Source organism: Streptomyces asoensis (genome assembly GCF_016860545.1).
GTDB classification, from domain to species: Bacteria; Actinomycetota; Actinomycetes; order Streptomycetales; family Streptomycetaceae; genus Streptomyces; species Streptomyces asoensis.
Map to the genome: position 1 here is coordinate 903,059 of NZ_BNEB01000002.1, position 12,916 is coordinate 915,974.

Here is a 12,916-nt window from a genome sequence, read left to right on the forward strand (position 1 = left end):
CGGACGGGTCACAGCAGGCAGTGCACGCGGATGGTTCGTGGCGGACGTTTTAAAGAGAAGGATCGTTCGTTCTGTGTTGGGGGCCATGGCCCGTGTATCCCAGGCGCACCTCGACGCCCGCCGTCGGCAGATCCTCGACGGCGCGTCGGTCTGCTTCGCCCGCAACGGCTTCCACGCCACGTCCGTGCAGGACGTGCTCAAGGAGGTCGACCTGTCCGCCGGGGCCGTCCACCGGTACTTCAGCGGCAAGGAGGAGCTGATCGCGGCGATCGTCGGCGAGGTGCTCGGCCAGGTGCGCGAGGCCTTCGAGGAGGAGTCCCGGCACGTCCCGCCACCGCCGCCCGACGCCCTCGTCTCCTCGGTCCTCGGCCGTTTGCTGGCCGCCCGGGAGTCCCTGACCGTCGACGGGCGGCCGGCCTTCCCTCGTCTGATCATCCAGGTGTGGACGGAGACCCTGCGCAACGAGGACCTGGCGGCGCTGCTGTACGAGGGCTGCACCGGCGTGCGCGAGGCGTGGAGCCGGATCGTCGTCGCCTATCAGGACGCCGGCATGATGCGGGCCGACGTGCCCCCGGACCATGTGGCGCGCACGATGATCGCCGCCGTCCTGGGCTTCCTCGTCCAGCAGTCGCTGTTCGGGCCCGCCCCGGTCGAGGTGCTGCGCGACGGCCTGCGCGCCCTGATGAGCGTGTCGCCCCCGCTGTCGGGCGCCTGAACCGATCACAGCTCGGTTAACTTCCTCGAAATGCGGCCCGATTAGCCTGCCGGTCCACGCCACCAGGGGTCTTCACCCCGTGGCAGCGGCAGCCGGGCCCCGCACGGCCCGGAGCGAGGATGTGAGGTGGGACGTGCAACTGACCCCGCACGAGCAGGAGAGGCTGCTGATCCACGTGGCGGCCGACGTGGCAGAGAAGCGCCGGGCCCGCGGCCTCAGGCTCAACCACCCGGAGGCCGTGGCCCTCATCACGTCGCACATCCTCGAAGGCGCGCGTGACGGCCGGACGGTGGCCGAGCTCATGTCCTCCGGCCGCAAGCTGCTCACCCGCGACGACGTCATGGACGGCATCCCCGAGATGATCCACGACGTCCAGGTCGAGGCCACCTTCCCCGACGGGACCAAGCTCGTCACCGTCCACGACCCGATCGTCTGAGGGGCTCGATGATTCCCGGAGAGATCCTGTTCGCGGACGGGCCCGTCGCGTACAACGCGGGCCGTGAGGTCACCCGGCTCACCGTCCTGAACGCCGCCGACCGGCCTGTCCAGGTCGGCTCCCACTACCACTTCGCCGAGGCCAACCCGGGCCTGGAGTTCGACCGCGCGGCCGCCCGCGGCAAGCGGCTCGACGTCGCCGCAGGGACCGCCGTGCGCTTCGAGCCCGGCATCCCCGTGGAGGTCCGGCTCGTGCCGCTGGCCGGCGCCCGGATCGTGCCCGGGCTGCGCGGCGAGACCGGAGGTGCCCTCGATGTCTGAGATCTCCCGTGCCGCCTACGCCGACCTGTTCGGCCCGACGACCGGCGACCGTATCCGGCTCGCCGACACCGACCTGCTGATCGAGATCGAGGAGGACCGCTGCGGCGGCCCCGGACTCTCCGGCGACGAGGCGGTGTTCGGCGGCGGCAAGGTCATCCGCGAGTCCATGGGGCAGTCCCGGGCCACCCGCGCGGACGGCACCCCCGACACCGTCATCACGGGCGCGGTCGTCGTGGACCACTGGGGTGTGGTCAAGGCCGACATAGGCATCCGCGACGGACGCATCACCGGCATCGGCAAGGCGGGCAACCCCGACACGATGGACGGGGTCCACCCGGACCTGGTGATCGGCCCCGAGACGGAGATCATCGCGGGCAACGGGCGCATCCTGACGGCCGGCGCCGTGGACGCGCACGTGCACTTCATCTGCCCGCAGATCGCCGACGAGGCGCTGTCCGCCGGTGTCACCACGCTCGTCGGCGGCGGCACCGGGCCCGCCGAGGGCTCCAAGGCGACCACCGTGACGCCCGGCCCGTGGCACCTCGCCCGGATGCTGGAGGCGATGGAGCAGTACCCGCTGAACATCGGCTTCCTCGGCAAGGGCAACACCGTCTCGCAGGAGGCGATGCTGTCGCAGATCCGCGGCGGCGCGCTCGGGCTGAAGCTGCACGAGGACTGGGGGTCGACACCCGCCGTCATCGACGCCTCGCTGACCGTCGCCGACCGGACCGGCATCCAGGTCGCGATCCACACCGACACCCTCAACGAGGCCGGTTTCGTGGCGGACACCCTCGCCGCGATCGCCGGACGCGGCATCCACGCCTACCACACCGAGGGCGCCGGGGGCGGGCACGCCCCGGACATCATGACCGTGGTGTCCGAACCGCACGTCCTGCCGAGCTCCACCAACCCGACGCGGCCGTACACGGTGAACACCGCCGAGGAACACCTCGACATGCTGATGGTGTGCCACCACCTCAACCCCGCCGTCCCCGAGGACCTGGCGTTCGCCGAATCGCGGATCCGGCCCTCGACCATCGGCGCCGAGGACGTCCTGCACGACCTCGGGGCGATCTCGATCATCTCCTCCGACTCGCAGGCCATGGGCCGCGTCGGTGAGGTCGTCCTGCGCACCTGGCAGACGGCGCACGTGATGAAGCGGCGCCGCGGACCCCTGCCGGGGGACGGCCGTGCCGACAACCACCGGGTACGCCGCTACGTCGCCAAGTACACGATCAACCCGGCGCTCGCCCAGGGCCTGGCCCGCGAGATCGGCTCGGTCGAGAGCGGCAAGCTCGCCGACCTGGTGCTGTGGGAGCCGGCGTTCTTCGGCGTCAAGCCGCACCTCGTCATCAAGGGCGGGCAGATCGCGTACGCGCAGATGGGCGACGCCAACGCGTCGATCCCGACGCCGCAGCCGATCCTGCCGCGTCCGATGTACGGCGCGATCGGCCGGGCGCCCGCGGCGAACTCGTTCAACTTCGTCGCACCACTCGCCATCGAGGACGGGCTGCCGGAGCGGCTGCAACTGGGCAAGCGGTTCGTGGCCATCGACTCCACCCGCGCGGTGACCAAGGCGGACATGCGGGAGAACGACGCCCGGCCGCGCGTCCAGGTCGACCCCGACAGCTTCGCCGTGCACATCGACGGCGAACTCGTCGAGGCGACCCCGGCCGCCGAACTGCCCATGGCACAGCGTTACTTCCTGTTCTGAGGCCCGCTCCCGACATCTGCACCCGACATCTGCACCTACACCCGGCACCTGGCCCCGGGCGCGGAGGAGACGACTGTGACAAGGGCAGCACTGCTCGTCCTGGCCGACGGCCGCTTCCCCGCCGGAGGGCACGCGCACTCCGGCGGGGCGGAGGAGGCCGTGAAAGCGGGCCGGATCACCGACGCGGCGAGCCTGGAGGCCTTCTGCCGGGGGCGACTGCACACGGCGGGGCTGGTGTCGTCGGCGCTGGCCTGCGCGGCCGCGGCCGGCGCGGACCCGGCGGAGCTGGACGCGGCGGCGGACGCCCGTACCCCGTCCCCGGCGCTGCGGCTGACCGCCAGGAAACTGGGCCGGCAACTGGTGCGGGCCGCCCGCGCGGCCTGGCCGAGCACCGAACTCGACGCCCTGGCGGCGCGGTTCCCCAAGGGGGCGCATCAGCCGGTGGTGCTGGGCCTGACGGCGCGGGCCGCCGGGCTCGGGCCGCAGGACGCGGCGTACTGCGCGGCCTACGAGAGCGTGAGCGGACCGGCCACCGCGGTGGTGCGGCTGCTGGGTCTGGACCCGTTCCGGGCGACGGCGGTGCTGGCCCGGCTCGCTCCCGAACTGGACCGGGTCGTGGACCGGGCGGTGTCCGCCGGGACGGCGGTGCCGGCGCGGGGCACCGACGTGCTGCCCGCGGCGTCCGCGCCGCTGCTGGAGATCGGAGCGCAGGCCCACGCCGCCTGGCCGGTACGGCTGTTCGCCTCGTGACAGCCCGCCGGCCCCACCGGAGGAGGCAGCCGTCCGCGCCCCGCTTCCCCTTGCCGACCTCCGGGGCACCGACCCCCGGGGGCAGTCCTCGGACGCCCGTTCGCACCGGAACGGGTCCGTCCCCAAGCGCCGGGCCGGCTGAAGCCGTCCGGACCGGCTGAACAGGAGTCGCTGTGCACCTCGACCACCCCCATGGCGGCCCCGCCGCCGTCGGCGCCGACGCCCGCCGCGCGGACGGCACGCGCCGCGCCCTGCGCATCGGCCTCGGCGGTCCCGTCGGGTCCGGCAAGACCGCCACCGTCGCCGCCCTCTGCCGGGCCCTGCGCGACGAACTGTCCCTCGCCGTCGTCACCAACGACATCTACACCCGCGAGGACGCCGATTTCCTGCTGCGCGAGGCTGTGCTGCCGCCCGAGCGGATCACTGCCGTCGAGACCGGCGCCTGCCCGCACACCGCGATCCGGGACGACATCTCCGCCAACCTCGAAGCCGTGGAGGACCTGGAGGACGAGGTCGGGCCGCTCGACCTGATCCTCGTGGAGTCCGGCGGGGACAACCTCACCGCCACGTTCTCCAAGGGGCTCGTGGACGCGCAGATCTTCGTCATCGACGTGGCGGGCGGGGACGACATCCCCCGCAAGGGCGGCCCCGGCGTCACGACCGCCGACCTCCTCGTCGTCAACAAGACCGACCTCGCGCCCCATGTCGGATCCGACCTCGCCCGCATGGCGGCCGATGCCAAGGCCCAGCGGGCCGAACTCCCGGTCGTCTTCCAGTCGTTGCGCGGTGAGACAGGCGTCGGGGACGTGGCCGCGTGGGTGCGGGCCCGGTTCGCGGCCTGGACGGCGTGACATGAGCGGGGTGCACGCCACCGCACGGATCGTGGCGCGCGACGACGGACGCGGCGGAACCGGTCTGCCCGTCCTGGAGAGCGACGGACCGCTCGCCCTGCGGCGCACTCGGGGAACGGGCGACGAGGCACGCGTGATGCTCGTCGGTGCGATGAGCGGGCCGCTCGGCGGTGACCGCTTCGCCGTCGAGGCGGACGTCGGCAACGGCGCCCGCCTGCACGTCCGTTCGGCCGCCGCCACCATCGCCCTGCCCGGGCAGACGAAGGAGGAGGCCCACTACGATGTACGGCTGTGCGTCGCGGACGGCGGCGAACTGCACTGGATGCCCGAGCAGTTGATCTCGGTGAAGGGGAGCGGCCTGTCCGTCACCACCCGGGCCGACCTCGGGGCCGACGCGCGGCTCGTGCTGCGCGAGGAGCAGGTGCTCGGACGGGCGGGGGAGGAGCCGGGGACCCTCACGAGCCGGCTCTGCGTACGGGTCGCCGGACGGGTCGTCCTCGACCAGGAGCTGTCCTGCGGCCCCGGTGCGCCCGCGGGCTGGGACGGGCCGGCCGTCCTCGCCGGACATCGGGCGGTGGGTCAGATCGTGCTGGTGCGACCGGAGTTCGCAACGGAGCCGGTGACGGCGCGGAGCGTCGGAGAGCACGCGTGCGTGGTGCCGCTGGCCGGCCCCGCCGCCCTGGTCACCGCGGTCGCGCCCGACGCGCTGCTCCTGCGGCGCGTGCTGGACACGGCGCTCGCCGATCTCCACATCCGGTGAGCGGGACATCACGTTCCGGTTATCGGATTGGCAAAGAAGGTCAACGACACCTTTTCTCGGACGCCTCACAGCCGCGAGGATCCCTCTGCCGCCATCACCAGGTAGGGGAGTTCCCACTTGAAGGACATACGACCGAACAAGCGCGTCACCGCGCTCGGCTCGGCCGGCGTACTCGTCGCCGCGACGATGCTCGCCGGCGCTTTCGCGGCGCCCACCGCGAGCGCGACCAGCGGCCGTTCGGGCCAGGACAGGGAGGCGCGCGGCGCCGCCGTCGCCGCGGAGCGTGCCGCCGAGGCCGGCGTCGACTGGCAGGACTGCCCGGCCGACTGGGGCCTCGAGAAGCCGATCCAGTGCGGCTGGGTCAGCGTGCCCCTCGACTACGCCAAGCCCAACGGCAAGCAGATCAAGCTCGCCGTCGACCGCATCGGCAACACGGGCACGGCCAAGGAGCGCCAGGGCGCCCTCGTGTACAACCCCGGCGGCCCCGGCGGCTCCGGGCTGCGTTTCCCGCGCCGCGTCACCACCAAGGCCCCCGTGTGGGCCAACGTGGCGAAGGCCTACGACTTCGTGGGCTTCGACCCGCGCGGTGTCGGCCACTCCGCGCCCATCTCCTGCATCGACCCGCAGGAGTTCGTCAAGGCCCCCAAGGCCGACCCGGTCCCGGACAGCGAGGCCGACAAGCTCGCCCAGATCAAGCTCGCCCGCGAGTACGCCGACGGCTGCTACGAGCGCAGCGGCGAGATGCTCCCGCACATGACCACGCCGAACACCGTGCGCGACCTGGACGTCATCCGCGCCGCCCTCGGTGAGAAGAAGCTCAACTACCTGGGCGTCTCCTACGGCACCTACATCGGCGCCGTCTACGGCACCATGTTCCCGGGTCACGTGCGCCGCATGATCGTGGACAGCGTGGTCGACCCCTCGCGGGAGAACATCTGGTACGAGGCCAACCTCGGCCAGGACATCGCCTTCGAGGGTCGCTGGAAGGATTGGGAGGACTGGGTCGCCGCCAACGACGCGACCTTCCACCTCGGCACCACCCGTGCCGCCGTCCAGGCCAAGTGGCTGGCGCTGCGCGCCACCGCGAAGAAGAGCCCCCTCGGCGGTCTCGTCGGCCCGGCGGAGCTGATCTCCTTCTTCCAGAGCGCCCCGTACTACGACTCCTCGTGGATCCCGGTCGCCACCGTCTTCAGCAAGTACGTCGCCGGGGACACCCAGGCGCTCGTCGACGCGGCCGCGCCGGACCTCACGGACACGGCGGGCAACATCGCCTCGGAGAACGGCAACGCCGTCTACACCGCGGTCGAGTGCACCGACGCCAAGTGGCCCACCAGCTGGCGCAAGTGGAACGCCGACAACACGCGGCTCCACAAGGACTACCCGTTCATGACCTGGGCCAACGCGTGGATGAACCTGCCGTGCGCCTACTGGCCGGTCAAGCAGCAGACGCCCGTCGAGGTCAAGACCCACAAGGGCCTGCCGCAGGTGCTCATCGTGCAGTCCACGAACGACGCGGCCACCCCGTACAAGGGTGCCGTCGAGCTGCACAAGCGGTTCAAGGGCTCGCGTCTGATCACCGAGAAGGACGCCGGTTCCCACGGCGTCACGAGCCTGGTGAACACCTGCATCAACCCGCGGGTGGACGCCTACCTGCTCACCGGCAAGCTGGACACCGCGGACGTGACCTGCGCGCCGCACGCCACGCCCAAGCCGTAGGCACCGGCCGCCCCCCGGCTCGCACGGTGGGGCGGCGGTGACGACGAGGGGCGGCCGGATCACTCCGGCCGCCCCTCGCTCGTCGCGTGCCACCCGTCCCGCGTGCGGGGCGGGCGCGTGATGACGAAGCGTTCCCCGACTGTCCGTCAGCGGGACGGCAGTCGGGGGAACTTGCTCCCCTTCTCGGCCTTCGCCGCCTTCGCCGCGGCCTGTTCCTCCGCCTTGACCACGGCCGCGTACTCGTCCACGTACTCCTGCTCGGACAGCGTCAGGATCGCGTACATGATCTCGTCGGTGATGGCGCGCAGCACCGCCTTCTCGTTCTCCATGCCGAGGTAGCGGGAGAAGTCGAGGGGTTCGCCGAAGCGGATCGCCACCGGGTGCAGGGTCGGGATCTTCTTGCCGGGCGGCTGCGCCTCGAAGGTGCCGATCATCGCGCAGGGGATCACGGGCGCCCGGGACTTCAGCGCCATCACCGCCACGCCGACCTTGCCCTTGTACAGGCGGCCGTCGTGCGAGCGGGTCCCCTCGGGGTAGATGCCGAGCAGTTCGTCCTTGCCCAGTACCCCGAGGCCCTCGCGGATCGCGGCCTGTCCCGCCTCCTTGCCGGAGCGGTCGACCGGGATCTGGCCCGCGCTGCGGAAGAAGGCCGCGGTGAGCCTGCCCTTGAGACCGGGACCCGTGAAGTACTCGGCCTTGGCGAGGAAGGTGATGCGGCGCTTGAGGATCGCGGGCATCAGGAAGTGGTCCGAGAACGACAGGTGGTTCCCGGCGATGATCGCCGCGCCCGAGTCCGGTACGTGCTCGAGGCCTTCGATCCGCGGCCGGAAGGCCAGTCTCAGCAGGGGGCCCAGCAAGACGTACTTGAGCACGTAGTAGAACAAGGGGTCGCTCCTCACTCCGGCGGATCGGCGGGATGGCCGCCTGACCAGGGTGCTGCTCCTGGACGGTCCGCAGCAAGCCGCAGGGAGCCTCCGGCAGCCGTCGCGCGGCCGTCGGTGGGGCGCGCGCGGCGCTTTTTCGTCGAATCTCCACGGATCCTGCCGCAACCGTGTCGGGTCTCACATCAGGCGCGGGCGAGACGTCGCAGATGTCGCATTGATTTCGATGGATCTTCATCAAGTTCTTACTTACCCTCCGTCATTGACCATCTTTTCTCAGTGCTTTCTCACTGAGTCGTGTTGTGAACTGCGAATGCGGGGGCGCGTGTTGACGCGAAGACATGCCCGGACGTCGGCCTTGGCGCTGGCGCTGGTGACGGCCATGGGGATCGGGGTGACGCCGGTGACCGCGGCGGTCGCCGCCGCCCCGACCGCACCGACCCGGACGAAGACCACGGCCGGGAACGGGGCGGCGACCACGCAGGACGCCCTGGCCGAGGCGAAACGGTCCGGCAGGAGCGTCGAGGTCGGATCTCTCCGGTCGGAGAGCAGCGATGTGTACGCCACGCCGGACGGAAACCTGGAGGCGCGCGAGTATCTGCGTCCCGTACGGACCCGCGTCGGGGGCGAGTGGAAGCCGGTCGACACCGATCTGGTGAAGACCTCGGAAGGGACGGTCGCCCCGGGCGCGACCACCGTGGGTCTCGAGTTCTCCGGGGGCGGCGACGCGCCCTTGGTGCGGATGGAGAAGGCTGGGCGCGAACTCGCCCTGTCCTGGCCGGGCGAGCTGCCCGCCCCCGTCCTCGACGGGGCCACGGCGACCTACCGCGACGTCCTGCCGGACGTCGACCTGCGGATGGGCGCCCAGGAGGACGGCTTCACCCAGTTGCTCGTCGTCAAGTCCGCCGATGCGGCGGCCGACCCCGAGCTGACCCGGCTGCGCCTGAAGCTCTCCGCCGACGGGATCGACGTCCGTGAGACGTCCGAGGGTGGCTTGGAGGCCGTGGACGAGGGCGCCGGCAGCGCGGTGTTCGAGGCGCCCAAGCCCGTGATGTGGGACTCCAGCACCCGGGAACCCGCGCAGCGGGACGAGGCGCCCCCCGCGAGCGCCCCAGCGGGGAACGCCACCCCGGAGGGGAAGGCGTCCCCGGCCGGGAAGGCCGCCTCGGGAGGCAGGGCTGCCTCCGTCCCGGATTCCGGTGGCGGGGAGACGGCCACCGCTGCCGCCGCGGCGGCGGGGCCCGGCGCGGGCGGACAGACCGGCGCCGCGGGTGACGAGCCCGCCGCCGGGGAGTCGGCGAAACTCGCCCCGGTCGGGGTGGACATCCCGGCCGGCGGCAAGGAACTGGTCCTGACCCCGGACGCGGAGGTGCTGAAGGGCGAGGACACCACCTACCCGGTGTTCATCGACCCCCAGTGGTACTCGCCGCGCGCCGGCGCGTGGACGATGGCGTCCAAGTACTGGGCGTCCTCACCGCAGTGGAAGTTCAACGGCGAGAACAACGCCGGCCTCGGCTACTGCGGCTGGGCCTACTGCCAGCCGAACGACACCAAGCGGCTCTTCTACCGCATCCCGGTGTCCAAGTTCGCGGGGAAGACCGTCCTGTCCGCCGAGTTCGTGGTCCGGAACGTGTGGTCCGCGTCGTGCAGCGCGCGCAGCGTGGAGCTGTGGCGCACGAAGGACATCTCCTCGTCGACCACCTGGAACTCGCAGAACGCGGCCGGCTTCTGGATCGACAAGCTGAGGACGGACTCCTTCGCCCATGGCTTCGAGGGCTGCTCGGCCAAGGACGCCGAGTTCGACGTGAAGTCGGCCGTGCAGACGGCGGCCAACGCCAGGTCGTCGACGATGACGTTCGGCATGCAGGCCGCGAGCGAGAGCGACATCTACGGCTGGAAGCGGTTCTCGGACAAGGCCTACCTCCGGGTGAAGTACAACCGCCCGCCGTCGCAGATCAAGATGTCGCAGCTCACCATGGAATACGGCGGCACCTGCAAGCGCCCGGCGGACGCACCGCGCGTGCGCACCCTCGGAAAGATCTACGCCAATGGCGTCACGGACCCGGACGGCGACACCGTCGGCGTGCAGATCGAGGCGGCCTGGGACGCCGGCGACGGCAAGGGAACGATCGCCCGTTGGAAGCCCGCCCGGACCGGCTTGAAGAAGTCCGGCTCGAGCTTCTCGCTGACCCTGCCCTCCTCCCTGCCCGAGAACAAGCAGATCAGCTGGTACGCACGCAGCTACGACGGAGCGCAGTACTCCCCGTGGTCCAGCGCGGGGGATCCGACCGGCTGCTACTTCACCTACGACACGAAGGTCCCGAAGGCCCCGGCCGTCACGTCCGCCGAGTACCCGGCCTCCGACCCGGAGAATCCGCAGGACCCGTGGTTCGACGGGGTCGGCCAGTACGGCTCGTTCCAGCTCAAGGCCGCCGACACCGATGTGACCAAGTACTGGTTCGGCATCAACGGTGACCCCACGTCGAAGAACACGATCACCACGGCCGCGGGCGCGGCGAAGATCGCGAGGATGCTGCCGGCCAAGTCCGGCCTGAACTTCGTCACCGCTCGGGCCTTCGACGCGGCCGGCAACGGTTCCGAGATCCGGACCTACCAGTTCCGGGTCAAGGCGGGGCAGCTCGAACGCGCCGACTGGGCGATGGACGAGGCGACCGGCGCCACCGAGGCGGCCGGCAGCGCCCCCGAGCAGACCGCTGCCCTGTACGGCGGTGCGACGCCGGGCGTGGAGGGCAGGTTCGGCAAGGCGGTGCAGTTCGACGGTGTCGACGACTACGCCGCCACCGACGTCGCCACGATCAACACCGACGTCAGCTTCTCGGTGTCGGCCTGGGTGAAGCTGTCCGCCGTGCCGTCCGGTGCGGCGGTCGTGGCCTCCCAGCGGGGCAACAACGCGCCGGGCTTCGAGCTGTACTACTCCAAGGGCTACGACCGCTGGGTGTTCAACCAGTACAGCGCCGACAGCACCACCGGCACCCCCGTACGGGCCATGCAGGCCGCGGCGGGCGGGGTCGCGGCCGGGGAGTGGACGCATCTGGTCGGTGAGTACGCCGCCGGGGAGAAGCTGCTGAAGCTGTACGTCAACGGCAAACTGGCCGGGACCACCGCCTACTCCACCGCGTGGAACGCGCGGCGCGGCATGGTGATCGGCGGCAGCTTCCTCGGTGACACGCCGACGTCGCCCTTCCCCGGCGCCATCGACGAGGTGAAGACCTTCGAGAAGCCGCTGTCGGCGGGCGAGGTGTCGAGCCTCTACGACGCGAACACGATCGGTGCCGGACGCCCGGCCCGCGCCGTCTTCCACCTGGACGAGGCGGCCGACGCGACCACGCTGGTGGGCCGCGCCGATGTGAATCCCGTGGTCCTCAAGGGCGGCGCCACCGCGGGCTCGCCCGGGGTGGACGGCAGGGCGCTGACCCTGGACGGGACGGACGACTACGCCGCCACCAGCGGTCCGCACATCAACACCTCGTACAGTTTCGCCGTCTCGGCCTGGGTGCGGCTGCCCAAGACCAAACCCTCGCACGCGGCGAGCGTCGCCTCGCAGACCGGCGACGTGGTGACGGGGCCGGAGCTGTACTACTCCAGCTCCTTCGACCGCTGGGTGTTCAACCAGCACAGCGCCGACACCGCCGACTCCACGGTGGTGCGGGCCATGCAGCCGGAGGGCACCACCGCGTACGGCGGTGAGTGGACGCATCTGGTGGGTGTGCAGGACACCGTGGCCGACCAGCTCTCGCTGTATGTCAACGGGACCCTGGCCGGCACGACCGCCCTGCCCTCGACCTGGTACGCCGGGGGAGCGGTACAGATCGGAGCCAGTGCCTTCGAGGGCAAGGCCACCTCGTTCTTCCCCGGCCAGATCGACGACGTACGCCTCTTCGACCGGCCGGTGTCCGCCGACGAGGTGCAGCAGCTGTTCAAGCAGCGCGCGTTGCTCAACGCCCGCTGGAAGCTGGACGCCGTCACCGGATCCGCCTCGCCGGACGACGCCGGCCGGACGGCCGCCCTGTCGCTCGCGGGCGGCGCGAAGATCGGCGCCGGGTTCATGGAGGGCGGCCTGGAGCTGGACGGCAAGGCCGGATACGCGAGTGCCCCGGCGGTCCCCGTCGACACGAGTGCCAGCTTCACCGTCACCGCCTGGGCCCGTGCCGCGTCGATCCCCACGCAGAACGCGGCGGTGGTCAGCGCGGAGGGGACCGACCGCAGTCCGTTCGCGGTGCACTTCGTGCCGGATGCGAACAACCCCGCGGGGCTGGGCAGCTGGGAGATCGAACTGCCGAACGCGGACGCCTCGGACGCCACCACGGCCCGCCTGGCCAACACGGAGTTCGACGACGTGACCGACTGGAACCACCTGGCCCTGGTCTACGACGGCTTCGCCAAGCAGGCCCGCCTGTACGTCAACGGCGTGCTTCAGGAAGCCGCGTGCGAGGACGCCGACGGCGACGGCACGGCTGACGACACCTCCTGCCAGGACATGATCGCCTGGGGCGAGAACATGCTGACCGCCAAGGCCGGCAAGTCGCTCCAGGTCGGACGGACGAAGACCGGCGCGACAGGCGCCGAGTACTTCCCCGGCGTGATCGACGACGTCTGGTTCTTCCAGGGGGCACTCGACGACAGCCAGGTCGGCGAGCTCGCCGGCTCCTGGTTCGACGTGCCCACCCAGGTCCCGGCCGGCAGCTGAGGCTGCCACGGGCGGTGCGCCGGGACGACGCCCCGGCGCACCGCCCGTACCTCCTGGTCCTCCAC

General features: G+C 71.4%; 10 protein-coding genes. 9 read left to right on the forward strand and 1 reads right to left on the reverse strand.

All coding sequences use genetic code 11. The features are described from left to right. Window positions 1–85 precede the first annotated feature (85 nt). The 8 genes from Saso_RS07215 to Saso_RS07250 all read left to right on the forward strand — a co-directional run bounded on the left by Saso_RS07215 (window position 86) and on the right by Saso_RS07250 (window position 7,262). Window positions 86–715 carry a TetR/AcrR family transcriptional regulator gene (locus tag Saso_RS07215; RefSeq protein ID WP_189927449.1) on the forward strand — a complete coding sequence of 210 codons (630 nt, stop codon included), beginning with the start codon at window positions 86–88 and terminating at the stop codon, window positions 713–715. 133 nt (window positions 716–848) lie between these two features. Continuing rightward, on the forward strand, window positions 849–1,151 hold the full coding sequence (locus Saso_RS07220; RefSeq protein WP_162468422.1) for an urease subunit gamma: 303 nt from the start codon (window positions 849–851) through the stop codon (window positions 1,149–1,151). Between the two features lie 8 nt (window positions 1,152–1,159). Beyond that, window positions 1,160–1,471 carry an urease subunit beta gene (locus tag Saso_RS07225; RefSeq protein ID WP_189927450.1) on the forward strand — a complete coding sequence of 104 codons (312 nt, stop codon included), beginning with the start codon at window positions 1,160–1,162 and terminating at the stop codon, window positions 1,469–1,471. Continuing rightward, window positions 1,464–3,185, forward strand: coding sequence for an urease subunit alpha (locus Saso_RS07230; RefSeq protein WP_189927451.1), 1,722 nt, complete (start codon window positions 1,464–1,466; stop codon window positions 3,183–3,185). The genes Saso_RS07225 and Saso_RS07230 overlap by 8 nt, the downstream gene beginning before the upstream one ends. A gap of 75 nt (window positions 3,186–3,260) precedes the next feature. Further along, a complete protein-coding gene (locus Saso_RS07235; protein ID WP_189927452.1) occupies window positions 3,261–3,935 on the forward strand; it encodes an urease accessory protein UreF in 675 nt (224 codons plus the stop codon). A 173-nt stretch (window positions 3,936–4,108) separates the two neighbouring features. Beyond that, window positions 4,109–4,786, forward strand: a complete 678-nt coding sequence (ureG, locus tag Saso_RS07240) for an urease accessory protein UreG (RefSeq protein WP_189927453.1) — start codon at window positions 4,109–4,111, stop codon at window positions 4,784–4,786. Window position 4,787: 1 nt separating this feature from the next. After that, window positions 4,788–5,546: an urease accessory protein UreD gene (locus Saso_RS07245; RefSeq protein ID WP_189927454.1), complete on the forward strand. Its 759-nt coding sequence runs from the start codon at window positions 4,788–4,790 to the stop codon at window positions 5,544–5,546. Window positions 5,547–5,732: 186 nt separating this feature from the next. Further along, entirely contained in the window at window positions 5,733–7,262 is a 1,530-nt protein-coding gene (locus Saso_RS07250; protein ID WP_372442428.1) for an alpha/beta hydrolase, read from the forward strand. A 146-nt stretch (window positions 7,263–7,408) separates the two neighbouring features. Here the strand turns inward: Saso_RS07250 and Saso_RS07255 are convergent, their stop codons facing one another. Then, window positions 7,409–8,146 carry a lysophospholipid acyltransferase family protein gene (locus Saso_RS07255; protein ID WP_189927456.1) on the reverse strand — a complete coding sequence of 246 codons (738 nt, stop codon included), beginning with the start codon at window positions 8,144–8,146 and terminating at the stop codon, window positions 7,409–7,411. A gap of 310 nt (window positions 8,147–8,456) precedes the next feature. On the opposite strand from Saso_RS07255, the gene Saso_RS07260 reads away from it, so the two are divergent. Next, window positions 8,457–12,851, forward strand: a complete 4,395-nt coding sequence (locus tag Saso_RS07260) for a LamG-like jellyroll fold domain-containing protein (RefSeq protein WP_372442408.1) — start codon at window positions 8,457–8,459, stop codon at window positions 12,849–12,851. The last annotated feature ends 65 nt before the right edge of the window (window positions 12,852–12,916 follow it).